25 protein-coding genes and 1 riboswitch are annotated in these 25,300 nt (G+C 51.9%); of the genes, 18 read left to right on the plus strand and 7 right to left on the minus strand.

The window, feature by feature from the left end:
• The 5 genes from FCS97_RS16615 to FCS97_RS11770 all read left to right on the plus strand — a co-directional run.
• Positions 1 to 189: hypothetical protein (locus FCS97_RS16615; RefSeq protein ID WP_212746486.1), on the plus strand; the 189-nt coding region annotated here is incomplete at its 5' end.
• Positions 179 to 910: a pseudouridine synthase gene (locus tag FCS97_RS11755; protein WP_212746487.1), complete on the plus strand. Its 732-nt coding sequence runs from the start codon at positions 179 to 181 to the stop codon at positions 908 to 910. The genes FCS97_RS16615 and FCS97_RS11755, both read left to right, overlap by 11 nt.
• Positions 911 to 1,034: 124 nt before the next feature.
• Entirely contained in the window at positions 1,035 to 1,595 is a 561-nt protein-coding gene (efp, locus tag FCS97_RS11760; RefSeq protein WP_138518631.1) for an elongation factor P, read from the plus strand.
• 69 nt (positions 1,596 to 1,664) lie between these two features.
• The gene (earP, locus tag FCS97_RS11765) at positions 1,665 to 2,735 is read left to right on the plus strand and encodes an elongation factor P maturation arginine rhamnosyltransferase EarP (protein WP_138518632.1); all 1,071 of its coding nucleotides are present in this window, start codon (positions 1,665 to 1,667) and stop codon (positions 2,733 to 2,735) included.
• A 72-nt stretch (positions 2,736 to 2,807) separates the two neighbouring features.
• Positions 2,808 to 3,467, plus strand: a complete 660-nt coding sequence (locus FCS97_RS11770; RefSeq protein ID WP_138518633.1) for a hypothetical protein — start codon at positions 2,808 to 2,810, stop codon at positions 3,465 to 3,467.
• 14 nt (positions 3,468 to 3,481) lie between these two features.
• On the opposite strand, the gene FCS97_RS11775 is transcribed toward FCS97_RS11770, so the two are convergent.
• The 5 genes from FCS97_RS11775 to FCS97_RS11795 are packed head-to-tail and all read right to left on the minus strand — an operon-like array spanning position 3,482 to position 7,628.
• Positions 3,482 to 4,378 carry a tyrosine-type recombinase/integrase gene (locus FCS97_RS11775; protein ID WP_138518634.1) on the minus strand — a complete coding sequence of 299 codons (897 nt, stop codon included), beginning with the start codon at positions 4,376 to 4,378 and terminating at the stop codon, positions 3,482 to 3,484.
• Entirely contained in the window at positions 4,339 to 4,989 is a 651-nt protein-coding gene (locus FCS97_RS11780) for a DUF484 family protein (RefSeq protein ID WP_138518635.1), read from the minus strand. The genes FCS97_RS11775 and FCS97_RS11780 overlap by 40 nt, the downstream gene beginning before the upstream one ends.
• Positions 4,986 to 5,861 (minus strand): diaminopimelate epimerase, encoded by an 876-nt coding sequence (gene dapF / locus FCS97_RS11785; RefSeq protein WP_138518636.1) that lies wholly within the window; start codon positions 5,859 to 5,861, stop codon positions 4,986 to 4,988. Before dapF ends, FCS97_RS11780 begins: the two co-directional genes overlap by 4 nt.
• 40 nt (positions 5,862 to 5,901) lie before the next feature.
• Entirely contained in the window at positions 5,902 to 6,777 is an 876-nt protein-coding gene (locus FCS97_RS11790) for a lysophospholipid acyltransferase family protein (RefSeq protein WP_171035297.1), read from the minus strand.
• The gene (locus FCS97_RS11795; RefSeq protein ID WP_425460746.1) at positions 6,774 to 7,628 is read right to left on the minus strand and encodes a lysophospholipid acyltransferase family protein; all 855 of its coding nucleotides are present in this window, start codon (positions 7,626 to 7,628) and stop codon (positions 6,774 to 6,776) included. Before FCS97_RS11795 ends, FCS97_RS11790 begins: the two co-directional genes overlap by 4 nt.
• Before the next feature lie 190 nt (positions 7,629 to 7,818).
• Here FCS97_RS11795 and metK point away from each other — a divergent pair, with 190 nt between their 5' ends.
• The 4 genes from metK to metF all read left to right on the plus strand — a co-directional run bounded on the left by metK (position 7,819) and on the right by metF (position 12,261).
• Complete coding sequence (metK, locus tag FCS97_RS11800; RefSeq protein ID WP_138518639.1) at positions 7,819 to 8,985, plus strand: methionine adenosyltransferase; 1,167 nt, start codon at positions 7,819 to 7,821, stop codon at positions 8,983 to 8,985.
• 75 nt (positions 8,986 to 9,060) lie between these two features.
• Positions 9,061 to 9,142, plus strand: a riboswitch (S-adenosyl-L-homocysteine riboswitch).
• A gap of 31 nt (positions 9,143 to 9,173) precedes the next feature.
• Positions 9,174 to 10,601 carry an adenosylhomocysteinase gene (gene ahcY, locus FCS97_RS11805; protein ID WP_138518640.1) on the plus strand — a complete coding sequence of 476 codons (1,428 nt, stop codon included), beginning with the start codon at positions 9,174 to 9,176 and terminating at the stop codon, positions 10,599 to 10,601.
• Positions 10,602 to 10,619: 18 nt separating this feature from the next.
• Positions 10,620 to 11,420, plus strand: coding sequence for a TlyA family RNA methyltransferase (locus FCS97_RS11810; protein ID WP_138518641.1), 801 nt, complete (start codon positions 10,620 to 10,622; stop codon positions 11,418 to 11,420).
• A gap of 19 nt (positions 11,421 to 11,439) precedes the next feature.
• Complete coding sequence (gene metF, locus FCS97_RS11815; protein WP_138518642.1) at positions 11,440 to 12,261, plus strand: methylenetetrahydrofolate reductase [NAD(P)H]; 822 nt, start codon at positions 11,440 to 11,442, stop codon at positions 12,259 to 12,261.
• On the opposite strand, the gene FCS97_RS11820 is transcribed toward metF, so the two are convergent.
• The gene (locus FCS97_RS11820; RefSeq protein WP_138518643.1) at positions 12,255 to 12,827 is read right to left on the minus strand and encodes a 5-formyltetrahydrofolate cyclo-ligase; all 573 of its coding nucleotides are present in this window, start codon (positions 12,825 to 12,827) and stop codon (positions 12,255 to 12,257) included. The two genes, metF and FCS97_RS11820, sit on opposite strands and share 7 nt — an antisense overlap.
• On the opposite strand from FCS97_RS11820, the gene FCS97_RS11825 reads away from it, so the two are divergent.
• The 5 genes from FCS97_RS11825 to FCS97_RS11845 all read left to right on the plus strand — a co-directional run bounded on the left by FCS97_RS11825 (position 12,826) and on the right by FCS97_RS11845 (position 19,330).
• Positions 12,826 to 14,817, plus strand: coding sequence for a lytic transglycosylase domain-containing protein (locus FCS97_RS11825; protein WP_138518644.1), 1,992 nt, complete (start codon positions 12,826 to 12,828; stop codon positions 14,815 to 14,817). The two genes, FCS97_RS11820 and FCS97_RS11825, sit on opposite strands and share 2 nt — an antisense overlap.
• 19 nt (positions 14,818 to 14,836) lie before the next feature.
• Complete coding sequence (locus tag FCS97_RS11830) at positions 14,837 to 15,811, plus strand: complex I NDUFA9 subunit family protein (protein ID WP_138518645.1); 975 nt, start codon at positions 14,837 to 14,839, stop codon at positions 15,809 to 15,811.
• A 123-nt stretch (positions 15,812 to 15,934) separates the two neighbouring features.
• On the plus strand, positions 15,935 to 17,116 hold the full coding sequence (locus FCS97_RS11835) for an aspartate aminotransferase family protein (RefSeq protein ID WP_425460747.1): 1,182 nt from the start codon (positions 15,935 to 15,937) through the stop codon (positions 17,114 to 17,116).
• Positions 17,117 to 17,153: 37 nt separating this feature from the next.
• Positions 17,154 to 18,065, plus strand: a complete 912-nt coding sequence (argF, locus tag FCS97_RS11840) for an ornithine carbamoyltransferase (RefSeq protein ID WP_008252656.1) — start codon at positions 17,154 to 17,156, stop codon at positions 18,063 to 18,065.
• Positions 18,066 to 18,100: 35 nt separating this feature from the next.
• The gene (locus tag FCS97_RS11845) at positions 18,101 to 19,330 is read left to right on the plus strand and encodes an argininosuccinate synthase (protein WP_138518646.1); all 1,230 of its coding nucleotides are present in this window, start codon (positions 18,101 to 18,103) and stop codon (positions 19,328 to 19,330) included.
• A 55-nt stretch (positions 19,331 to 19,385) separates the two neighbouring features.
• Here the strand turns inward: FCS97_RS11845 and murB are convergent, their stop codons facing one another.
• Complete coding sequence (gene murB, locus FCS97_RS11850) at positions 19,386 to 20,411, minus strand: UDP-N-acetylmuramate dehydrogenase (protein WP_138518647.1); 1,026 nt, start codon at positions 20,409 to 20,411, stop codon at positions 19,386 to 19,388.
• A 51-nt stretch (positions 20,412 to 20,462) separates the two neighbouring features.
• On the opposite strand from murB, the gene FCS97_RS11855 reads away from it, so the two are divergent.
• Genes FCS97_RS11855 through FCS97_RS11870 form a run of 4 tightly spaced genes read left to right on the plus strand, consistent with a single transcriptional unit; the run spans position 20,463 to position 25,300 of the window.
• Complete coding sequence (locus tag FCS97_RS11855) at positions 20,463 to 20,948, plus strand: YajQ family cyclic di-GMP-binding protein (RefSeq protein ID WP_138518648.1); 486 nt, start codon at positions 20,463 to 20,465, stop codon at positions 20,946 to 20,948.
• Positions 20,949 to 20,968: 20 nt separating this feature from the next.
• Positions 20,969 to 21,565 (plus strand): urease accessory protein UreE, encoded by a 597-nt coding sequence (locus FCS97_RS11860; RefSeq protein ID WP_138518649.1) that lies wholly within the window; start codon positions 20,969 to 20,971, stop codon positions 21,563 to 21,565.
• Between the two features lie 22 nt (positions 21,566 to 21,587).
• Positions 21,588 to 24,302 carry an aminopeptidase N gene (pepN, locus tag FCS97_RS11865; RefSeq protein ID WP_138518650.1) on the plus strand — a complete coding sequence of 905 codons (2,715 nt, stop codon included), beginning with the start codon at positions 21,588 to 21,590 and terminating at the stop codon, positions 24,300 to 24,302.
• Positions 24,303 to 24,331: 29 nt separating this feature from the next.
• Positions 24,332 to 25,300 carry a class 1 fructose-bisphosphatase gene (locus tag FCS97_RS11870; RefSeq protein WP_138518867.1) on the plus strand — a complete coding sequence of 323 codons (969 nt, stop codon included), beginning with the start codon at positions 24,332 to 24,334 and terminating at the stop codon, positions 25,298 to 25,300.

The following is a 25,300-nucleotide window of genomic DNA, read 5'->3' on the forward strand; positions in this document are numbered from 1 at the left end:
TCGAAATTTCTGCTAACCTTGCCGCTCTTCACTACTGTCTCGTTACCACCTGAGACCCTGAAGAACCGCTTGTTTGCTTCGTTTCGTGCTGCTTGTCGTGCAGCAGAGAAACGAGATTATGCACATCCTTTCAAAACCTGTCAAACACTTTTGGCAAATAAATTCAAAGAATCTTTACATGAAAGTTAGACCCAGCGTAAAAATACTGCAATCACAAGGACTTGGAAGTCGGCGCGAATGCGAAAATATTTTCTGGAATTCCGAGATTTTTCGCAACGGAATTCAAATCAACCCGGAAGTTGATGAAATTTCATTGGGAGACACCCTGCTAATTGACGGAAATAGCTTCGAAATTACCAAATACAAATATGTGTTGATGCACAAGCCGGCTGGCTATGAGACTTCTCACCTGCCCAGCCACAACCCGTCGGTATTTGATTTACTGCCCAAACACTATATTAAGCGCGGCTTGCAAGCCGCTGGGCGACTAGACGTGGACACGACAGGACTGCTGCTGTTCTCGGATGACGGCCAGTTTATCCACCGATTAATTAGTGGGAAGGTTGGCACCAAGCAGGAAATAGAAAAGATATATGAGGTGACCGGAGCGCGACCATTTACGGACTTGCAATTGCAGCGATTGCTAGAAGGGGTTGACCTGGATGATGAACCCGAGATTATTTACGCCAGTAAAGCCAATTTGATGGCTGACGGAAAGCTGGAGCTGGGCATCACCACCGGCAAATATCACCAGGTTAAAAGAATGGTGGCCGCCGTGGGTAACCATGTTGAGAGGCTACACCGCAGGGTGGTGGGACCCTATGAATTGCCAACCGACTTGGCTGCTGGTTCCTATATAGAGGTAGACCCGAGCCCGGTGCTAAATAGAGGTGCCAGCAAAGCCCCCTGAATTAAAAGGCTTTATCTGCTTTGAAGCCATTAAAAATGCCCTGAATTCGCACTCGAAAGTGTGTTGTGTCATCAAACACTTCGAGTACAATACGGGGCTTAAATTTTAAATCCTCATCAAACTCATGAAAACAGCACAAGAAGTTCGCTTAGGCAACGTGGTTATGGTTGGTAAAGACCCCATGGTGGTTTTGAAGACTGAATACAACAAATCAGGCCGCAACGCCGCCGTTGTAAAAATGAAAATGAAAAACCTGCTGACTGGCGCAGGTATGGAAAGCGTTTACAAAGCGGACGAGAAGTTCGAGCTGTTGGTGCTGGAACGCAAGGAAGTCACCTATTCTTACTTTGCAGACCCGATGTACGTTTTCATGGACGCGGATTACAACCAGTACGAAGTGGAAGCCGAGAACATGGGTGACGCTTTGAACTATCTGGATGACGGCATGGAATGTGAAGTGGTGTTCTATGACGGCAAAGCGTTGTCTGTGGAATTACCCACCAGCCTTGTTCGTGAAGTTGAATACACAGAGCCAGCCGTACGAGGCGACACTTCCGGCAAGATTATGAAAGCAGCACGCATCAAGCCCACCAGCTTTGAAATTCAGGTGCCCGCATTTGTTGAAATTGGCGACAAAATTGAAATTGACACACGCACAGCCGAATACCGCAACCGTGTGAAGTAAATTATTCACAACAGTGTGGATTTGCTGGGGCCCCATTGGGGCCCTTTGTATTTTCTGGCATGAGGCGCTATGAACATCGGTATCGTTTGCAAGGTAATCGATAATTTCGGCGATGCCGGCTTTTCCCTTCGCTTGGCCAAAGCCTTGGCTACCTCGGGCCACAGCGTCTATTTGTTTCACGACGAGCCAGTTACCTTTGAGGCGCTGTACCCTTGCCCGGATGATGACAAGCTAACACTCATCGATGCGACGAAAACCGACTTTGAAACTGGGTGGCAGCAAACTCTGGACCTGATTCTGGAGCCGTTTGGAACATCAAGTGAACAAACCAAATTCCGCTTCGATCTAGCACTGAAAAGCCAGTTTCCCCACACCCCCTGGCTGCTGATTGACTACCTTTCGTCCGAAAAATGGGTTGAAGACTTTCACTTGAGTACCTCAGTGGACCCTAGTAGCGGGCATGTGACCACTTTTTTCTATCCTGGCTTTACCAACAAAACAGGTGGGCTGATTCATTGCGACTATCCAACCCACCTGATCGGGAAACAGCCACCCGTAAACAGCACAAGCCTGAACATCTTCGTTTTCGCCTATTCGAATGCGCCCACAAGAAAGCTAATAGACACTTGCAATGCAATAAGCACCCCGAAACACACTGTGAAAATTGGACTTGCAGGCAATGCAGTCCTGCCCGAACCAGATGATTGTGCCGTTGCGGTTCCCTTCGTCGCACAAAGTGAATTTGATGAACTTCTGGCGCAATACGACGTGCTGTTTGTAAGAGGGGAAGACTCGTTTGTTCGAGCTCAACTGGCGGGCAAACCGTTTATTTGGCAAATTTACCCCACTCAAGACCAGGCACATGCCGAGAAACTTGCCTGCTTTTACGAGTTGTACGCCAAAGACCTTGGCGAGGACTGCAAGCAGGCACTTTGGAATTGCTGGATGGCCTGGAACGGTATTGCGGCACCGGAAGATTTTGGCAAGACCTGGATTGCGCTTTTGCCCTACTTGCCTGAACTACGCACCCATGCGGTGAAATGGCAAGCGCAGCTTTTAGAGGGTCGGGAGCTCGTAAAGGAAGTTCTTACATGGCACGGTTTGCAGACTCCTACTTTGAACGAAAAGCCTGATTTATAAGGCTTTTTTCACCAAAAGGAAACTCAGGGGAAAGGCAGAAACTGAATTCAAGTTCAACGCTTGGATTACGCAATGCTGTCATTTCTTCTCTCTCTGGGTTTGGGTTTTGGCTCAATCAACCTGACACAGCTGCCCGCCAAGCAAGTTGAACAAATCGCCACGGAAGTCATGGCCGAGCTGGCTGCAGAAATGAAAACCAAGCCCTCTCTGATCGTGACAGCACGCCCTGAACCTACGCCTTTAGGCGCCTTGGCCTATGCCAATGGCAAGTGCGTGGTGATTGTGAACACGAATGAAACAGCCTGGGCACAGTGGGGCCGGTTTTTGAACGAAAACAATCGCGCACATTGGACACAAATTATTGCTGCATCTGTGGCGCATGAGATGGGGCACTGTTTTCGGGAAAGTCGTTCTTTCGTGGCCAACTACGAGGTGGATGCAGACGAGTTTCGAGGTATTCAGAACACCGGAAGCTTTGGCCCAAAACCAGAAATGGTTTACAAACAGGAGTTATTCGCCGATACCGTGGCCATTCTTTATGCAAAAGAGAATGCGGGAAGCGAAGCTGATTACGTGATTGAATCCATGATTCAGGCACGGGAGCGATTCAGCGCCAATGACCCCACCCACAACACAGCCAAGATGCTAAACCGGCTGATTGCCAGCGACACCACGCGACAGGGCAATGAAACGTTGGGTTTGGCTGCGACACGCTTGCTTTCAGCGCTGTAATCAGGGAACAAGCTTTATTTGGCGCGGGGAAAAGCCTTGTCATAAACGCTGGAAAGGTGATCAAAATCAAGCGCCGTGTATACCTGCGTTGAAGCAATAGACGCGTGCCCCAACAATTCCTGAACTGCTCGCAGGTTTTGTGTCCCCTGCAGCAAATGACTTCCAAACGAGTGACGCAACATGTGAGGGTGTAAGTGTTGCCCCAAGCCGCAATTTGCAGCATGGTCGGCGACATCTCGCTGTGCCTGCCTGACAGTTAACGGCTTTCCCTTGGCCGATACAAAAAGGGCCGTTTCTTGCCCCCTCCCCTGCTCGACCAAATGGCACTGTCGTGGCTCGGTGAATTCTTTGAAACGGATTTGCAGGGTGTCAACCACTGGCACAATGCGGGCCTTGTTTCCTTTTCCGATTACCCGCAATTCTGTTGATCCTCTCAAGGCGTCGACCTGAAGTGTCAATGCCTCGCTGATCCGCAATCCAGTGCAGTACAGCAGTTCGATCAAGACGTGCGCCTGAGCAAAACGAAACTCTTGCGGAAGTGGTCTGGCGAGCAAGGCGGCCAAGGGATCGACCCCCACGGCTTTGGGAAGGGATTTTGGTAGCTTGGGGGTTTTGAGCCCCAAAGTGGGATCAAGACTGATCAGGCCGTTGCTCAGCAAATACTTGAAAAACCCGCGCCAGCTTGAAGCCACCCGCGCCAAACTGGCAGGTGCCGCACCTTTGGCATGGCGCCGGGCAAGGATTGATTTGAGCGCGGTGGCCGTGACCTGCGCTGGCGGCATGTCGATGAGCAACAGATCACCGTGCGCCGCCTTCACAGAGTTCTCGCTGTAACGCCGCTCGAGGCGCAAAAAGTCCAGATATCGCTGAATCAGGATTGCGTGTTCTGGAGTCTGCTCAGCGCTGCGCATGCGGTTTCGGCCAGAGTATTCAGGAAATCGGTTTCCAAGGTTGGCGAAAACCGGTCTTTGTCGGGAGAGCCGAAGCCCAGACAACCGAAGGTCTCTGGACTCGCACCAACACGCAAAGGGATCAACACCACCGAGCGGGGCACTACCTCTTCGCCATCGAATACCGACAATGTGGGCGCATTTTCAGCAAACCCGCAGTAGAGGCTTTTCATGCCATCGATGAGTTCCTTGTCGGAAGCACTGACTGTGGAACTGTCGTTCTCCCACAATTGCAAACGAACGATTGGCACCACAAATTTCTTTTTGATTGCCTCGACCAACACAGTGGGCAAATCAGTGGCACTTTTGACTGTCAGCAAGGTGCGGGTAATCGACTGAAGATTGTCGATAATTGCTTGGTTTTCAACCGCCGCGTGGGTCATTTCGACCACCCTGTGCTCGAGGGACTTCACCTTTTCACGCATGGTTTGAACCTGACGCTCGTGCAACGATGCCACGTTCCCGGTGCTTTGCTCGGGCAGTTTGATAAAAGCAAGAATACCCGGATTCCTGATCAAAAAATCGGGGTGTGCTTTCAGAAAATCGGCAACCTGAACGGCCTCGTCAGTCATAAGTAAAACTCTCCTTCGAAAACTGTTTGCGCTGGGCCAGTCATCAGGACATCACTGTCTTGCTGGCCACTCCATTCAATGGTGAGCGTTCCACCGGCTTTGACCACATCCACACGCTCGGCGATCAGCCCCATTTTCATGCCAACAACGGCAGCTGCGCATGCACCTGTTCCGCAAGCCAGGGTTTCACCCACCCCGCGCTCATAGACGCGGAGATGAACCCGACTGCGATCAACAATGTGAAGAAACCCCACGTTAACCCTTTCAGGAAAACGGGGATGCGACTCAAGTATTGCTCCCAAACGCTGAACCAGCGCGTCGGAGGCGGGTTGATCCAACAAGATCACGACATGGGGATTGCCCATGGATGCGACACCGACCCACAGTTCTTCCAGGCCGGGACCTGAATCAACCGGTAGTTTGTACTGTGTCAGACTGCCCGCCTTGCGACTGGCCAAGCCTTCTGCGATGAACGGTACTTTGTCAGCATTAAACTGCGCCGGCCCCATATTCACCTTGACCCAATTGTGCTTGATCAATTCAGGTTGAATAATGCCCGCGAGCGTTTCAACGGTGATTTGATTTTTTTGAGTGAGCCCTTTGTCAAACACATACTGCGCGAAACAACGAGCGCCGTTGCCACACTGTTGCACCTCTTGCCCGTCCGCATTGAAAATTCGGTATTTGAAATCAGCAAGGCTTGAAGATTCGACAATGAGAATCTGGTCAGCACCAACACCAAAATGACGATCCGCAAGCCGCTTGATCAACCCGGGATTGAGGTCAATTTGACCCCCGAAGTTGTCCAGCACAACGAAATCGTTGCCTGCACCGTGCATTTTGGTGAACTTGAGTTTGTTCGAAGTTGCCATCGTCTCTTGGTCAAAGAACCTAGTGTGTATGTTTCAAGTGTCAGTATATTCTGGACTCGCCAGCCGGGCGGGTTTTGAACCGCTTGTGCAACCACAAGTATTGCGCAATGTTGTCTTTCACCCAAGACTCAATGTGATGATTCATGACTTGAGTGGAATCGGTGTCGTCGTCCAGCGGAAAATTGGGCAGTGGCTCGTGAATATGGATGCTGTAACGGCCGTTGCTGTATTTGGTAGTCACCGGTACAACTTGCGCCTGAAGCAGCTTCGACAACCTGGCCACCGCTGTCACGGTGGCTGCCTTAACGCCAAAAAAGTTGACAAAGACAGAGTCGCGCTCGCCAAAGTCCATGTCAGGCAAATAATACAGCGGCCGGCCTTTTTTCATCGCAGCCAGCAATGGACGCACGCCCTGCTGGCGGGACAAAAGCAGTTGGTCTCCAAACTTGGAGCGACCCTGCAATATCAGCGAATTCAATACCGGATTTTTCTGGTTTGAGTACATGGTGACCATGTCAATTTCGAGACACAGGCGGCTCCAGGCCGCATCAAGACCTAGAAAATGGGGCGCCAGAAAAATAGTCGGACGACCACCATCAAGATTGACCAACGCCTCAGGGTTCTCAATTCGAACCCGATCACGGACTACCTTTTCATCGCCTGACCACAACCAGGCCCTGTCCAGAAAAGTACGCAAGTAAAAGTAAATGTGGGCCAAAGCCCAACGAATGCGCTGGACCATGGATGAATCAGGAAAACACAGGGAGAGGTTGGTGAGCGCGACCATGCGGCGCTCGCGGGCCAAGGCAAACAACAGGACGGCCAACAACATCGAGATGGATGTAGAAACAAGCCGATAAGCAAAAAACGGAAGCCGCGCCAGCGCGAACCAGATTGAGATCAGGAATTCAGTCACGATTGCCCTTGTTGAGCCTGCTGGCCTTTGGGAGATTTATAACGCTCGTAGCCCCAATAGTATTGCTCTGGATGCATCAGAATCAGTTTTTCCATTTCTGCATTCACTTGAGTGGCCGCCTCGACGGGATCAGCACTCAATGACTCCGGGCCTTGGTACAACTCCAGGCGAAAGCCCTCACCACCCCGTTTTCTGTAGCCGATTGCCAAAACAATGGCTGCACCAGTGGCCTGATGCAATCGACCTGGCAAGGTCATGGTGTAAGCGGGCTGACCAAACATGGGTGCCCACACGCCTTCACCGTGGGCCGGGACCTGGTCGGGCAACATGCCAACCGCTTCGCCCCGCTTTAACGCCTTAAGCAGGATTTTCACGCCGCCAAGTGTGGTGGGGGCCAAAGCGACGTTGTCACGGGCCCGGCTGTCTTCAATAATATCTTGAAGCTCTGCCTTGCGATTGGGTCGATACAACACAGTAATGGGCGCGCGGGTGGAAAAAACCTGGGCTGTTGATTCAAAACTCCCCATATGTGGTGTTAAAAAGATGATGCCTCTTCCCTTGTCTTGGGCACGTTGAACAACGTCCCAGCCGGTAATGTCGGTGCACCGCGCTGCTCCCTGTTGCGTGGACATGCCCCAGAGAAAGGGGAGCTCCAGAAGCGCCATCCCGGCATGCTTGACCGAGCCCTTTACAACACCAAGACGAATTGCTTCATTGTGGGGAAAAGCGATTTTGGAATGCGTGTCGATTTTGCGACGGTAACTGGCCGACAAACCATACACAGCCCACCCCAGCCACGCACCAAGTGCATGCAGGACCGGCAAGGGAAATGCCGACAAAGCTTTGAACAAATATTTCACCATGGGCCAGATTGTAACCAGTACGCGCTTTGCCTTCGCCCTCAAATGTTGTATATTTCCCAAGTTCGCTGAGTTAAATGACAACTTGCGGGGCGAACTAAAACAAATCTGCTAAAGCGTCGCCGGGCTTCAAACGAACATGGCGGCTGTAATAACCCCCTGTTTATTTGGAGCTTTTTTAATGTCTAACGAATTTTTCTTTACATCGGAATCAGTGTCGGAAGGCCACCCGGACAAGGTTGCAGACCAGATTTCCGACGCAGTTTTAGATGCAATTCTCGAACAAGACCCCACGGCTCGCGTGGCCGCAGAAACGCTGACCAACACCGGTTTGGTGGTCATGGCTGGCGAAATCACGACCACCGCGCAGGTGAACTATATTGACGTTGCGCGTGAAACCCTGAAGAAAATCGGCTATGACAATGGTGATTTCGGTATTGATCACAAAAGCTGCGCTGTCATGGTGTGCTACGACCGTCAAAGCCCGGACATTGCCCAAGGCGTGGACAAAGCCCATGACAATGACCTGGACCAAGGCGCCGGAGACCAAGGTCTGATGTTTGGTTATGCGGTGAACGAAACCCGCGAATTGATGCCGCTGGCCATCAGCCTGTCGCACCAGTTGGTTCAACGCCAAAGCCTGCTTCGCAAAGACGGCCGCCTGCCTTGGCTGCGCCCGGATGCAAAATCGCAGGTCACCATCAAATATGTGGATGGAAAGCCTTTCTGCATCGACACGGTGGTGCTTTCAACCCAACACTCGCCAGACATCGAATTGGCCACCCTGCGCGAGGCTGTGATTGAAGAGGTTATCAAACCCGTGTTGCCCAAAGAACTGGTGAAAGGGAACATCAACTTTCTGGTCAACCCCACCGGACGCTTTGTGATTGGCGGCCCACAAGGCGATTGTGGCTTGACTGGTCGCAAAATTATTGTGGACACCTATGGCGGTGCAGCTCCACACGGTGGCGGCGCATTCTCGGGCAAAGATCCATCCAAAGTGGATCGCTCGGCCGCTTATGCTGGCCGCTACGTGGCGAAAAACATTGTGGCAGCGGGCTTGGCTGAGAAATGCCTGGTGCAGGTGAGCTACGCGATTGGTGTAGCACGCCCAACTTCGATCATGGTGAACACTTTTGGCACCGGGAAAATTGAAGACAGCGCGATTACCGAATTGGTGAGCGCTCATTTTGACCTGCGTCCGAAAGGCATTGTGCAGATGCTGGACCTGTTGCGCCCCATTTATGCGAAAACAGCAGCATATGGTCACTTTGGCCGTGAAGAACCAGAATTCAGCTGGGAGCGCACTGACAAGGCAGAAGCCTTAAAAGCAGCAGCAGGTATTTGATTCAAGGGATGTTTTGCAGGAAGGATGGGCAGAATACCGCTTGGCCTTCCTGACCCTACCCTGTTATAATTTACATCGTTCGAGGAGCGTTGCGACACACCCATGCTTTTTGGGGTGCTAGGCTCGAACAAGAAATAAACAACGGCGCTCACGCTTCTTTCTTTATGAACTTTAAAAAGGAGGGCGTGATGAACGCCATTGCAAAACCAATCACCGCTACCGGCGAAAACGATTTTTTCGTAGCCGACATCAATCAGGCCGATTTTGGCCGCAAAGAAATCGCAATTGCAGAAACCGAGATGCCTGGCTTGATGGCCATGCGCAAGGAATTTGCTGCATCCCAGCCTTTGAAAGGCGCTCGCATCACCGGCTCACTGCACATGACCATTCAAACAGCGGTGCTGATTGAAACACTGGCAGCATTGGGTGCTGAAGTGCGTTGGGCCTCTTGCAATATCTATTCAACTCAAGACCATGCCGCTGCTGCGATTGCTGCTGCCGGCATTCCCGTGTTCGCCTTTAAAGGGGAGTCGCTGACCGATTACTGGAATTTCACCCACCGCATTTTTGAATGGGCTGATGGTGGTTATTCCAACATGATTTTGGACGATGGCGGTGACGCCACCATGTTGCTGCATCTGGGCACCAAAGCTGAAAAAGACATCAGCGTCTTGAACAACCCCGGCAGCGAAGAAGAAGTGTGCCTGTTTGAATCGATCAAGAAAACGCTGAAAACAGACCCCACCTGGTATTCAAAGCGCCTGAAAGAAATCAAGGGCGTGACGGAAGAAACCACGACTGGTGTGCACCGCTTGTATGAAATGCACAAGAAGGGCGAACTGGCCTTCCCTGCAATCAACGTGAACGACTCGGTGACCAAGTCGAAATTTGACAACCTGTATGGTTGCCGTGAATCACTGGTGGATGGCATCAAGCGCGCCACCGATGTGATGATCGCAGGCAAAGTGGCTGTTGTTGCGGGTTACGGCGATGTGGGCAAGGGCTCGGCTCAGGCACTCCGTGCATTGTCTGCTCAAGTTTGGGTTACAGAAATCGACCCGATTTGCGCACTGCAGGCTGCAATGGAAGGTTACCGTGTTGTAACCATGGATTACGCAGCGGACAAAGCTGACATTTTCGTGACTGCCACGGGCAACAAGGACATTATCACCCACGATCACATGGTGAAGATGAAGGACCAGGCGATTGTTTGTAACATCGGCCACTTCGACAATGAAATCGACATTGCCAGCGTGAAAAAGTACCAGTGGGAAAACATCAAGCCACAGGTTGATCACATTATTTTCCCGGACGGCAAGCGCATCATCATGTTGGCTGAAGGCCGCTTGGTCAACCTTGGTTGCGGCACAGGTCATCCCTCTTTCGTCATGTCTTCAAGCTTTGCCAACCAAACGATTGCACAAATCGAACTGTGGACGCAAAACGAGAAGTACCCAGTGGGTGTGTATGTATTGCCCAAGCACTTGGACGAAAAAGTGGCCCGCCTGCACTTGATGAAAATTGGTGCCCAGTTGACCGAACTGAGCCCAGCACAAGCAAGTTACATTGGCGTGAAGCAAGACGGCCCTTACAAGCCAGACCACTACCGCTATTAATCAGGGAAAGAACCACCTTTGCGCGCTGACCTCGCCTTGGTTGAAAAAGGCCTGTGCCCCTCTCGGGCACAGGCACAAGTCTTGATTGAACAAGGAAAGGTGTTGGTGCGCGGCGGTGTAATTCAGGCACCTGTTGTTGTAAAAAAAGCATCGCAGCAAATTGAACCATTCATGACACTGGAACTGGTTCACTGTGATGCGCCGAATTTTGTTTCGCGTGGAGGCTTGAAATTGCACCACGCGCTTGAACATACCCTGATTGAAGCCAAGGGCAAACGTTGTATTGACCTGGGACAATCCACGGGTGGGTTCACTGACTGCCTTCTTCAAAAGGGTGCATTGAGTGTTGTCGGTATTGATGTTGGGCGAGATCAGTTACACCCGCGTTTGAGAGAACACCATGCTGTGATGGCCATGGAAGGCATCAACTTGTACAAAGCAAGCGCCAGCGAACTTGAGCATGACATTGCGGCATTGAAACCTGACTTCATGCCGTTTGAACTGGCAGTTGCGGATTTAAGTTTTATTTCCTTGCGCAAAGTGTTGCCTAATATATCGCGGCTTATGCCTGCGGGTTGTGTGGGTCTGTTTTTGGTCAAACCACAATTTGAAGTTGGACCGGAACACCTTGGAAAGAATGGTTTGGTGAAAAATCTTAAAGACCTAATCACACAACTGGAAAACGATGTAAAAACTTGCTGTACCCAGCTCGAATTGACAGTGAAAGATTTCTTTCAGTGCGAATTAAAGGGCGGCGATGGCAACCAGGAATATTTTGTGCACGCAGTAAAAAGTACCGGTGCTGCAACAAACCAATAACACTGTGAACGAACAAACCATGATGAACATCAGCTTTGAGTTTTTCCCCGCAAAAACGGCCGAAGGTGCAGAAAAACTGCGAGCCACGCGCGAAAAACTCTCTGAAAGAAAACCAGAATTTTTTTCGGTGACCTTCGGTGCAGGAGGCACGACCCAGGATGGAACTCTCTCCACTGTGCTTGAAATCAAGGCAGCAGGTGAAGAGGCTGCACCGCATTTGTCGTGCGTGGGCTCCTCCAAAGAAAAAGTCGCCGCACTGTTAAAACAATACAAAGAACACGGAATCAAGCGAATCGTGGCGCTTCGCGGTGACTTGCCCTCTGGCATGTTGGAGACAGGCTCATTTCGCTATGCCAGCGAGTTGGTCGAGTTTATTCGACAGGAAACAGGTGATCACTTTTTCATTGAAGTGGCTGCTTACCCTGAAACTCACCCCCAGGCGAAAAGCCCGGCAGCCGATGTGGACGCTTTCGTGCACAAAGTTAATTGCGGCGCGAACTCTGCAATTACCCAGTACTTTTTCAATCTGGATGCATTTTTGTACTTCCGGGATCAAGTACAGCACCGCATCTCAATTCCTTTGATTCCGGGCATCATGCCTGTGACCAATTTCAGTCAGCTTGCCCGTTTTTCTGATGCCTGTGGTGCCGAAATTCCGCGCTGGATGCGCAACCGGCTACAGCACTTCGGTGATGATCGCGAGTCGATTCGTGCATTCGGACTAGAGGTTGTATCGAACCTTTGCGAACAGCTGATTAGGGAAGGCGCACCAGGGCTGCATTTTTACACCATGAACAATGCACAGCCAACCTTGGCCATTCTGGATCGGATCGGTTATTGAGAATTGCCAGGGCGGGTAACAATAAGCTCTCGCTCGGTCACCAAATAGTCAAGCAACTCATCGTGTTGTTCAACGAAGTTCTCTTTGGACTCGGTGAAGGAATACGCCACGCCAACGGTGAGTGGCTTGATCGACATTTGACTCAAAGTGCGATCGTACCAACCAGCACCGTATCCCAGCCTGGCACCCGCTCTGTGAAATGCAAGACAAGGAACAAGCAACAAATCGGGCTGAACCCAGGATTTAAGCTTCGGAACCGGAATGTCGTATTGACCAAGCTCAATTTCCACATCGGGCGCAAACTTGGCAAACTTCAACAATGGACCTGTTGGCGACTCACAACAGACGGGCAAGGCCCACTGAAAGCCATTCAGCATCAAATTATTCATGATGTCCAGTACATTCGGTTCACCACGCGTGGGATAGAACAGACCCACAGTGCAAGGCTGGAATGTTTGGAGTAGAGTTACCAAAGATGCCGAAATTTCTTGGCTGAGCACGATTATTTCTTCGGGCTGCAACTGATTTCGATAAGCCAACGCACTTTGCCGCAATGATTTTTTCATGACAGGAACAATGACAATTTCTCACCACATTTCACGTTGGATTTCGCTACCTTTGTTGGCGCTGGGCGCCATGGCATTTCAACCCGCCATGGCCAACAAAGAGACCGAGGCAGAATTGATCAAACAGATCAAATCTGCCTATGCAGACGGCGCTTACGACAAGTTTAACCGCTTGACCGCTGAGTTGCCGCAAAAAAGCATATTCAGGCCCTACGTGGAGATCTGGCAGTTCCGCTTTTTTCAAAAAGGGGTGGAGAAACAGTTTCCCGATCGGGAAGTGGTATGGAGCAAAGCGGATATATTGCCGTTGCTGAACAAGCACGACAACAGCTGGCCCGCTGAAACATTAAGACGTGACTGGTTAGAGCAACTGGCACGGACAGCGCAGTGGGCTGATTTTGCGGAACAGAGACAACTCTTGCGTTACCGCCCTGACCAGGGTGTGGAGTGTGCTGACTTGATGTATGCCGCGGAACAAGGACAGTTGGTTAGATACAAACTGGATGCTGTTCTGAGTTTTGACAAACGCCTGCCCAAAACATGCAGAGTACTTCTGAAAAATCTGTACAAACTTGGCGGAGTCAGCGCGCAAGACCTGGATCGCCATGTGCTGCAAATGGTTGCGGTCAACCAACTCACCAACGCGATCAAATTTGTTGATGAATTTGCTGATACAGCCTGGGGAAAAGCAATTGACAGTAAAACTTTGCGGGAGGCAATTTTCAATCCCGACAGGTTCCTGAAATCGCCAAACCGAGCCTCCGAAACCGACCTTTATTTGACTGGCGCATTGGCCAGAAAGGCGGTTGAGGACCATGAACGGGTGGCGCGGCAGATTACCGCGGACGACCCGGGCAAACTTTCAGCAAGCTCTGAGCAATGGTTGTGGGCCCATATTGGATATCGCGCTGGCTTGGTGTGGGACAGAAACGCGCTGACCTACTTCAAGCGCAGCAAACCAGAGGTGATGAGTCAGGAGCAGCAAGAGTGGAAAGTTCGCTCGGCACTGCTTTTGGAAGACTGGAATGCAGTGCTTCAGACCACCAATGAGATGAGCCCGAATGTGAAAGAGGACAGGGCCTGGACCTATTGGCGCGGACGTGCACTGGCTCAGTCAGGCAAGGTGGTTGAAGCCCGGCAAGAATGGATCAAGGCCAGCAGCCCCTTTTCCTTTTACGGAAAACTGGCGCACGAGGAACTTGGGGACACAGTGACAGCACCCAAGCGACCCGAATTGTTGAGTGCTGCTGAGTTGGACTGGGCGAAAAAACACCCAGGATTGTTACGCGCGCTGGCGCTTTATGATGCAGGCCTGCGCACGGAAGGTTTCTGGGAGTTCAATCTGCAAGTGGCGCAGATGAACGACCGGCAGTTGCTTGCGGCCGCAACCTGGGCTGAGCGAAATCAGCTTTATGATCGAGCCATTGCAGCCGCAGACCGAACCGAGGTTGAACATGATCTTGGATTGCGGTACCTCACGCCTTTCCGCGACAATATGCGAGCAAAAACCCGGGAAATTGGTGTGGATGAGTCTTGGGTTTATGGCTTGATTCGCCAGGAATCCCGCTTTGTGACCATTGCACGCTCGGGCGTGGGCGCCAGCGGCTTGATGCAAGTAATGCCTGCCACCGCCAAGTATGTCGCAAAGAAAATTGGCATGTCGGATTTCAAACCCGCCGACATTACCGAAATAGAAACCAACCTGACATTGGGCACCAGCTATCTGAAAATGGTGTTTGAGCAGCATGATCAATCACCTGTGCTTGCCTCTGCAGGCTACAACGCTGGGCCAAGCCGCCCTGCCCTGTGGAAACGCCGCCTTGGCGACCGGAAAATTGAAGGCGCTATTTTTGCAGAATTGATTCCGTTTGATGAAACTCGAGGTTACGTGAAGAACGTCATGTCCAATACAGTGGCTTATTCACTGTTGTTGAACAATGCCTCGACCCCTTTGAAACAAAGACTGGGTATCATCTACGGATCCAAATAATCAGGTGAATGCTGTTCCTATGAGTAAGACAAAAAATGTATTGGTGATCGGTGGCTCGGGCTTTTTGGGCCAGGCTGTCTGCAACCAACTGGCCAAAGCAGGCTACCGAATTACAGTGCCAACCCGCCGTTACGACAAGGCCAAGCATTTGCTAACCCTGCCAACCTGCCAAATTGTTGAAGCAAACATTCATGACCGTGCCACACTGGGTCGCCTGGTGTCGGGACAAGACATTGTCGTGAATTTGCTGGGTGTTCTGCACAGCAAACCAGGCAAGCCTTACGGACAGAACTTTCGGGTCAACCATGTTGAATTTCCGAAAGCCCTGTGCACTGCGATGTCCAAGCACGGGGCCAAACGCATTGTTCACATTAGTGCGCTGGGTGTCGGTGTGCAAAACCCGGCGCCATCCATGTACCTTCGGTCCAAAACCGATGGCGAAGCCGTGGTCAAAGACAGCGGCTTGGCGTGGACAATTCTTCGCCCATCTGTGGTGTTCGGTCGTGAAGACAAGTTCCTGAACACCTTTGCCTCGCTCTCAAAGATTGCTCCTTTCATCCCGCTGGCAGGCGCTGACGCGCGCTTTCAGCCGGTTTCAGTCAGCGATGTGGCCAAGGCAGTGTTTGCCTGTGTGGAAGACCAAGGCAAAGACACGCTGCACAACACCTATGATCTCGTAGGTACCGAAATTTTCACCCTGAAAGAATTGGTCAAGCTGTCAGCCCAGGCGGTGGGTAAAAACCCGCTTGTATTTGGCATTCCCGACTTCGCCGCCAAGGCGCAAGCATTTCTGATGGAACTTGCACCAGGCGAACCGCTCATGAGTCGGGACAATGTCGACTCCATGAAAATCGACAATATTCGAACCTCGGGCAGAACTTTCCCCCTCCCAAGCTACGAATGCCTGTCCGTGGTTGCACATGAATACCTGAGAGCCAAGCATTTACCCTCTGATCTTGATGAATTTAGGACCCGGGCACACCGGCAAGACTAGCCCTTAAGCCTTGATTCGTCGTACAATTTCGCTTTGCACAACGCAGCCGCACGTCGACCGATTGGCTGCGTTTGTTTTTAGAGCCCACGTTTTACCTGAACACTGCTGATAGAGAGTTTTACCGTGACAGACCACTTGATGAAAACCTATGCCCGCCAGCCCATTGCATTCACCCACGGTGACGGCGCCTGGATGTGGTCCACCGATGGTAAAAAGTATCTGGATGGCCTGTCCGGTATTGCGGTCAATGGTTTGGGACACAACCACCCCAAGCTGGTGAAAGCAATTGCCGAGCAAGCTGGCAAATTGATCCACACCTCGAATTTGTACGGTGTTGTTGAGCAAGGGCAGTTGGCCGACCGCCTGTGTGAAATTTCCGGAATGGATGAAGCGTTCTTTTGCAATTCAGGCGCAGAAGCAAACGAAGCAGCCATTAAATTGGCCAAATACTATGGCCACAAAAAAGGCATTGAAAACGCGAAGATTATCGTGATGGAACGTGCCTGGCACGGGCGCACCCTGGCCACGCTGGCTGCAACCGACAGCCCAAAGGCCAAGGTGGGTTTTGGCGACCTGCCAGGTGGATTCGTGCGCGTGCCCTATAAAAACTTTGCGGCCATTGAGCAAGCCGCTGACGAACATCCTGAAATTCAGGCTGTGCTGCTGGAGGTTTTGCAAGGCGAAGGCGGCATTAATGTGGCCGACACAGAATATTTGCAAGCCCTGCGCAAGCTGTGCACTGCCAAAGGCTGGCTGTTGATGATCGACGAAGTGCAAAGCGGGATTGGCCGTACCGGCAAGTGGTTTGGTTACCAGCATGCTGACATTCAACCTGATGTCATCACTCTGGCCAAAGGCTTGGGCTCTGGTGTTCCCATTGGAGCATGTCTGGCCTGGGGCCCAGCGGCAGGCGTATTCACACCCGGCACCCATGGCACCACCTTTGGTGGCGGCCCATTGGTTTCAGCTGCTGCCCTGGCCACCATTCAAATCATGGAAGAAGAAGGACTTCTGGCGCATGCCGAGCAAATGGGGCAACTGATTCGTGCAGTTTTGTCACGTGAACTGGCTGGCATTGCTGGTGTGAAAGATATTCGCGGCCGTGGCCTGATGGTGGGTATTGAGTTGTGGAAACCTTGTGGAGAACTGGTCGCGATTGCGCGTGAAAACGGTTTGATCATTAACGTAACCCGAGACAATGTGGTGCGCCTGTTGCCACCACTGGTGATTAAAAAAGAAGAAGCAGAGACGCTGGCCATGGAATTGGCCCCATTGATTAAAGCGTTTCTTGAACAATCCGCATAAGGAGGAACCGGCCTGCCAGGCAAGCCGGTCTACAAAAATGCCTATCAAACATTTTTTGCAGTTCAACGACATCAGCAAAGACGAGTTCGAGTACTTGATGCAATCGTCGCGCGATGTGAAAGCGAGATTCAAGCGCTACGAGCCTTACTACCCGTTGCAAGACCGCACCTTGGTCATGATTTTCGAAAAGGCATCCACGCGCACGCGCCTGAGCTTTGAAGCGGGCATGCACCAACTGGGCGGTTCAGCCATTTACTTGAACACCAAAGATTCGCAACTGGGTCGAGGTGAACCAGTAGAAGACGCTGCACAGGTGATTTCACGCATGTGTGACATTGTGATGATCCGCACCTACGAGCAAGAAATTATTGAACGATTTGCCGCCAACAGCCGCGTGCCGGTGATCAACGGCTTGACCAATGAATACCACCCCTGTCAAATTCTGGCGGATATTTTCACATTCATTGAACACCGTGGCAGCATTCAGGGCAAAACAGTGGCCTGGGTGGGCGATGGCAACAACATGTGCGCCACCTGGTTGCAAGCCGCAGAGCTGTTGGACTTCAAGGTGAATATTTCAACGCCCAGCGACTACAACATTGACCCGGCGAAAACCAACATCAAAGGCACCCATCACGAATGGTTTGAGGACCCGATGGACGCCTGCAAAGGCGCTGACTTGGTAACCACTGACGTGTGGACCAGCATGGGCTTTGAGAATGAGAACAAGGCACGCCGCCGCGCGTTTGCGGACTTTCAGGTGGACACAGAAATGATGGATGTGGCCAACCCGGAGGCGCTGTTTATGCACTGCCTGCCCGCCCACCGTGGCGAGGAAGTGGCAGCCGAAGTGATTGACGGGCCAAAAAGTGTGGTGTGGGACGAGGCAGAAAACCGCCTGCACACCCAGAAAGCCCTGATGGAATTCCTTTTGTTGGGCCGCAAGTAAGCGGACCTGTAACAACCCTTTTTGAATCGAGAACCATGAGCGACATCAACAAAGTAGTACTGGCCTATTCCGGCGGTTTGGACACCTCAGTCATTCTGAAATGGCTGCAAGACACCTATGGCTGCGAAATCGTGACATTCACGGCTGATTTGGGCCAAGGCGAAGAGCTGGAACCTGCGCGCCAGAAAGCATTGAAGTTCGGCATCAAGCCAGAGAACATTTACATCGATGACGTGCGCGAAGAATTCGTACGCGATTTCGTATTCCCCATGTTCCGTGCCAACACCGTGTACGAAGGAGAATACCTGCTGGGCACCTCGATTGCCCGCCCCTTGATCGCCAAACGCTTGATCGACATTGCACGTGAAACTGGTGCGGATGCCATTTCCCACGGTGCCACCGGCAAAGGCAATGACCAGGTTCGTTTCGAACTGGGCGCCTACGCCCTGATGCCCGGCGTGAAGATCATTGCCCCTTGGCGTGAATGGGATTTGCTAAGCCGCGAAAAACTGCTGAAGTACGCCGAAGACGCTGGCATTGAAATCGACATGAAGCACAAGAAAGGCGGTGCGCCCTATTCCATGGATGCCAACCTGCTTCACATCAGCTTTGAAGGCCGCCACCTGGAAAACCCGAGTGCGGAAGCCGAGGAAGCCATGTGGCGCTGGACAGTCAGCCCCGAAGCAGCTCCCGATGAGGCAGAGTACCTGGACATTGAATACGAGAAGGGTGACATTGTTGCCCTGAACGGCAAGAAAATGAGCCCAGCCACAGTGCTGACAGAACTAAACCGCTTGGGCGGCAAACACGGTATTGGTCGCCTTGACCTGGTAGAAAACCGCTATGTGGGCATGAAAAGCCGCGGCTGCTACGAAACCCCGGGCGGTGCCATCATGTTGAAGGCGCACCGCGCCATTGAGTCAATTACTTTGGACCGGGAAGTGGCCCACCTCAAAGACGACTTGATGCCCCGCTACGCCAGCATGATTTACAACGGCTACTGGTGGGCGCCCGAACGTGTTGCCCTGCAAACGCTGATTGACCACACCCAAAGCACCGTGAACGGCTGGGTGCGTGTGAAGCTGTACAAGGGCAACGTGATTGTGGTGGCGCGTGATTCGAAAACAGATTCGCTGTTCGACCAGAATATTGCGACCTTTGATGAGGATGGTGGTGCATACAATCAAGCCGACGCAGGTGGCTTCATCAAGCTGAACGCATTGCGCATGCGGATTGCCGCCAACGCAAAATTGAAGCGCGGCTAACGAATCAATTGCTTGTGAATTCAGTTCAAGAACCGCCACTCGATGTGGCGGTTTTTTATGCTTGAATCAAATTGGGTTCGGGTTCGATCAACACCCCAAATTTGCGCTGAACACTGGATTGCACATGCTGAACCAGTTGCAACAAGTCGCCGCCAGTTCCAGAACCCAAATTCACCAAAATCAAGGCTTGCTTGCTGTAAACACCCACTCCACCCAACACTTGGCCTTTCAAGCCACATTGCTCAATTAGCCACCCAGCCGCTAGCTTTACTTTGCCATGGTCAGCCGGGTAATTAACCAAATTCGGATATTGCTGAATCAGGGCCTGAGCCTTTGCTGTGTCTACAATCGGATTTTTGAAGAAACTTCCGCTGTTTCCCAATACGGCGGGATCAGGGAGCTTCTCAGTGCGAATGGCACTAATCGCCTTTAATACATTCATGGGACTTAAAATACCCAAATCGGAAACTCGCCGAGCAACGTCGCCATAGCCTAGTACGGGTTGCCATTGAACTGGCAAAGCAAAATCCACCGCCGTGATGACGTACCGACCTTGCGCAACATGTTTAAACACGCTATCGCGGTACGCGAATTCACATTCATCCCGCGAGAAAGTGCGCAGCACCTGAAGGTCCAGATCAAATGCGTGCACCGCTGATATGCGGTCCTTCAATTCGACCCCATAAGCCCCAATATTTTGAACCGGACTGGCACCAACACAACCAGGAATCAAGGCAAGGTTCTCAAGCCCCCCCCAGCCCATGGCTACAGTCCACTCTACAGTGTGGTGCCAATTTTCACCTGCTTGCACTCGCAAATGGTGATGAACCCCATCACAACCCAGGTATTGACGCCCCAGCAAGGCCACCTTCCACACCGTGGCGTCCACTTGTGGGGTGGTAAACACCGTGTTGCTGCCTTCGCCCAACAACAAAAAATCTTTTTGCTCTTGCCTGGCGCGGGCAAAAGCCAGCAAATCAGCTGTATTGGCCAGCAAACGCAACTCGCGGGCACGGGCTGGCAAACCAAAGGTGTGCAAGGGTTGCAGATCGACGCTGTGGGTGACAGTGTGGGCTGACATAGGGGATGGTCTAGCGATTACAATGAGGCATTATGCTTGAAGGAATGAACTATGCCGTCTTTTGATGTGGTCTGCAAACCGGACTTGATCGAATTGCGCAATGCGGTTGATCAGGTGAACAAGGAAATTGGTACCCGCTTTGATTTCAAGGGGTCGGATTCCAAGGTGGAATTAAACGAAAACACCATCATGGTGTACGCCGACGATGACTTCAAACTGGAGCAAGTCGCCGAGATTATTCGCAACAAATGCGCCAAACGAAACGTGGATGTTCGCTTTCTCACTTTCGACAAGAAAGAAAAAATGTCGGGTGACAAAATCAAGCAGACCGTGATTGTGAAAAACGGGCTGGACAAAGACTTGGCCAAACAAGTGGTCAAAGAAATCAAAGACAGCAAAATGAAGGTACAGGCCAGTATTCAAGGCGACACTGTGCGTATTCAGGGTGCCAAGCGCGACGACCTGCAAAGCGCAATTGCCCTGCTAAAACAAAAAGTGAATGAGACACCCTTGGGTTTCGAAAACTTCCGCGACTAAACAACCTTGAAGGATACGCAATGAGCGCCGACCATTCACACGACCATCACCACGAACACGGGCCTGATTGTGGGCACAACCACGATGTGGTGTACAACAAAGTGGTGAAAGCCAACCACAAAGTGGCTTCCGTGCTGCTTCGCAATGCCAAAACGATTGAGCTGACTTTCGATGAACGCCAGGAAGTGCCTCACGATGTGAAAGCAACCGACGGTAGCACCCTGATTTGCCACTTGCACGACACGGTGGAAGTGGGCGACAAGCTGGTGTCCAACACCAACGAATGGGCAATTGTGGCGGCCGCACAAGAAGAGCTGTTTGAAGTGGCACGAGGCCAGAAAGGTTTCGAAGAATTTCTGCATGTGGCGGGCCTCAGCTTTTGGCCAGTGCAGTTAAACGACACCGGTGCACGCGTTGTGGCAAGCCATGAATGCATGCACATGCTGGAGCATTTCGAATTGAAGTTCAGCACACTGACTGCGCCCATGCTGGAGATTGTGGTACCTGAATTGAAACACCACGATTGCTGTGACCACGACCATGGACACAGTCATGATCATGAACACTCGCACGCCCATGAACACAAACACGGCCCGGATTGCGGCCACGACCATTGAGCAGTAACAAGGATTTCCACGTATGAGAGACGCACAGGCACCCATCACCTTTTATCGCAAAGACTACACAGCGCCGAACTACAAAATCAGCCGTACTGATTTGACCTTCACGCTGAACCCTTCGCGCACCAAGGTGGCAAGTCGCTTGCAGTTTCGGGCATGGAGCGTCTCAAACCCTGATCATTTGCCGCTTGAGCTGGACGGAGAGGATCTCGAACTGGAGCAGGTGCTGCTCAATGGGGAAAAGCTTGATCCCACGCGCTACACCCAAGGCCCAACAGGCTTGACCATTCACAACCCCGGTCGTGAAGGTGTTCTCGAAATTACTGTTTACATTCAGCCCGATCAAAACACGCGGCTTGAAGGTTTGTATGTGTCCAACGGTAACTTTTTTACACAATGCGAGGCACAGGGTTTCAGGCGTATTACCTACTTCCCAGATCGCCCGGATGTTCTCAGCCAGTTCACCGTCACCCTGATTGCCAACGAAGCCACCCACCCGGTCAGTTTGTCCAATGGCAACCTGATTGAAGAAAAAAAACTGGGCGAAGGTTTGCACATGACCCGCTGGGAAGATCCCTTTCCCAAGCCCGCCTACCTGTTCGCCCTGGTGGCAGGCCGTTTTGTGTGTCAGGAAGAAACTGTACAGAAGGGCAACGGTAAACCAGCCTTGCTGCAAGTGTGGGTTGAGCCGGGCAATCTGGACAAAACAGACTTTGCCATGCAAAGCCTGAAGAAATCGATTGACTGGGACCGCACGCGTTTTGGTCTCGATCTTGATTTGGACCGATTCATGATTGTGGCCACCGCCGATTTCAACATGGGCGCGATGGAGAACAAGGGCCTTAATATTTTCAACACCAAGTTCGTATTTGCCAACCCTGAACTGGCTACCGATGTGGATTTCGAGAACGTGGAAAGTGTCGTGGGTCACGAGTACTTTCACAACTGGACAGGCAACCGGGTGACATGCCGCGACTGGTTTCAACTCTCCCTAAAAGAGGGTTTGACTGTGTTTCGCGACCAGGAGTTTTCGGCGGACATGATGGCCGAGGGGCTGGATGAAGCACAGGCCGATTCCGCACGCGCGGTGAAGCGGATTGAAGATGTAAAGGTTCTACGCGCTGCACAGTTTCCGGAAGATGCCGGCCCCATGGCACACCCCATACGCCCGGACAGCTATCAGGAAATCAACAATTTCTACACGGTCACGGTGTATGAGAAAGGTGCAGAAGTGATTCGCATGCAGCACACCTTGCTGGGCGAACAACTTTTTCAGCGCGGCATGCAAATTTATTTTGAATGTCACGATGGACAGGCTGTGACTTGCGAGGATTTTGTCAGTGCCATGGAAACTGCACTGCGAGAAGCCCACCCTGAACTGGACCTGAAGCAGTTTCGCCATTGGTATTCACAGGCAGGTACACCCGAAGTATTGGCAAGCTGGAAACAGGCCAACGGACAACTTGCACTGACTTTGAAACAACACTGCCGCCCCACTCCGGGCCAGAACAGCAAACCAGCCTTTCACATTCCAGTGAAGCTGGGTTTTGTCGAACAAGCCAGTGGTCGCGACATGCCATTGCAATTGGAAGGCAATCCAGATGCTCTACATGGGGATGTTCTCGACTTCACAGAGCCCACGCAGACCTTTGTGTTCACCGGATTGAGCAAACCAGTAGTGCCCTCGCTGCTTCGCGGTTTTTCGGCACCCGTCATTCTACAAACTGCACACACCACGGATGACCTTATCTTTTTGGCTGGTCACGACAATGATCCATTTAATCGCTGGGATGCCTGCCAGAAAGTTTACGGCAAAGCCATACTGGATATTTACCTGCAGCGCGGGCAAACCGATGGCGCAAACACTCAGGCTGCAGTGCAAATTGTGGAAAATTTGCTGAAAGACCAACAGCTGTCTGATGGCTTTTTGGCCTTGGCCTTGCAATTGCCCAGTGAGGGCACGCTGCTTGAAGCCTTCGACGGACTGGTCGACCCCGTGGCCATGCACTTTGCACGCACCACCTTGCGCGACCTGTTGGCCTGCACCTTTGGAGGCGACTTCAAGGCAATCTACGAGGCACGCAATATCACAGGACAGCCCTACAGCTACAATGCCGTGGCCGCAAGCCAGCGTGCATTGAAAAATGTAGCCTTGGCTTACTTGGTGGCTGCTGGTACGGACGAAGACCTGGTAGTGGCAAAGGCACAATACGCGGCGTCGAACAACATGACCGACAGAATGGCGGCGCTGAGCAATATTGTGTACAGCGGGCCTGCCAACCCACCAGAACTGGCGGATTTTTTTGAACGCTTCAAAAATGAAGCGCTGGCTGTGGACAAGTGGTTCATGCTGCAATCCACGGTACCGGCCAGCAATGAGGACGTAAACACCTTGAATACGGTGCGTGAACTGCTGAAGCACCCTTCGTTCACCTTGAAGAACCCAAACCGCGCACGTTCCCTGCTGGCTGCGTTTGCCATGCAAAACCCGAGCGTATTCCACAATCATTCCGGTGAAGGTTATGCCTTGTGGGCCGACCTCGTGATTGAATTAAACACCATCAATCCGCAAGTGGCGGCACGCATGGCGCGCGGGCTGGACCGCTGGACCAAACTGGTACCTGCATTGCAAGACAAAGCACACCAACAACTTGAACGAATCTTGAGCACTGACAAATTATCGCCTGATGTGCGTGAAGTGATTGGCAAAGCACTGGACGCAGCCACCCATTAATTTTGAGTTGAATTGAGGACAAAATGAGTATGAATTTGGGGCAATACCTTGAACACCATGCGGATGCGCACATGGGTGTGTTGATCTCGGCTATCGCCGACGTGTCGCAATCCATTTCCGCAGCAGTTCACAAAGGTGCTTTGGGTGGTGTGTTGGGTAGTGCCGGTTCGGAAAACGTGCAAGGTGAAACCCAGAAGAAGCTCGACATTATTGCCAATGACATGATTCTGGATGCACTTGCCGCAACCGGCGTGGTTGCAGGCATGGCCTCTGAGGAACTGGACGATTGTTCGCCAGTGCCCGGGCATTCTGATCGCCCATTTTTGGTACTTTTCGACCCGCTGGATGGCTCCAGCAATATTGACGTGAATGTGTCGATTGGCACCATTTTCTCAGTGCTGCCCAATCCTGACGTTGGCGAAATTACCAACGACAGTTTTCTTCAGCCCGGCACCGAGCAACTGGCCGCGGGTTACGTGGTGTATGGCCCGCAAACCTCACTGGTGCTGACATTCGGCAAGGGTGTTGTGGCCTTTACGCTGGATCGCGAGGCAGGCGAGTACATCCAAACCAGTGAGAGCATGGACATTCCTGAAGACACCAAGGAATTCGCCATCAATATGTCGAATCAGCGCCACTGGTATGCACCAGTGCAGCGTTACATTGCCGAACTGCTTGAAGGAAAAACTGGCACGCGCGGCAAAGACTTCAACATGCGCTGGATTGCCTCCATGGTGGCTGATGTGCACCGTGTACTGACCCGGGGCGGCATTTTCATGTACCCCAAAGACCTGCGCGACCCCAATAAACCCGGCAAACTGCGCTTGATGTATGAAGCCAACCCAATGAGCTTGCTGGTGGAGCAGGCTGGCGGCAAAAGCTTTGACGCGACCCAACGTATTCTGGACATACAACCCACTGATTTACACCAACGTTGCGCTGTGATGCTGGGTTCAGCCAATGAAGTGCAGCGGGTTAGTGACTACCACAAAGATTAA

It is taken from the genome of Limnobacter alexandrii (genome assembly GCF_005871185.1).
GTDB lineage: Bacteria > Pseudomonadota > Gammaproteobacteria > Burkholderiales > Burkholderiaceae_B > Limnobacter > Limnobacter alexandrii.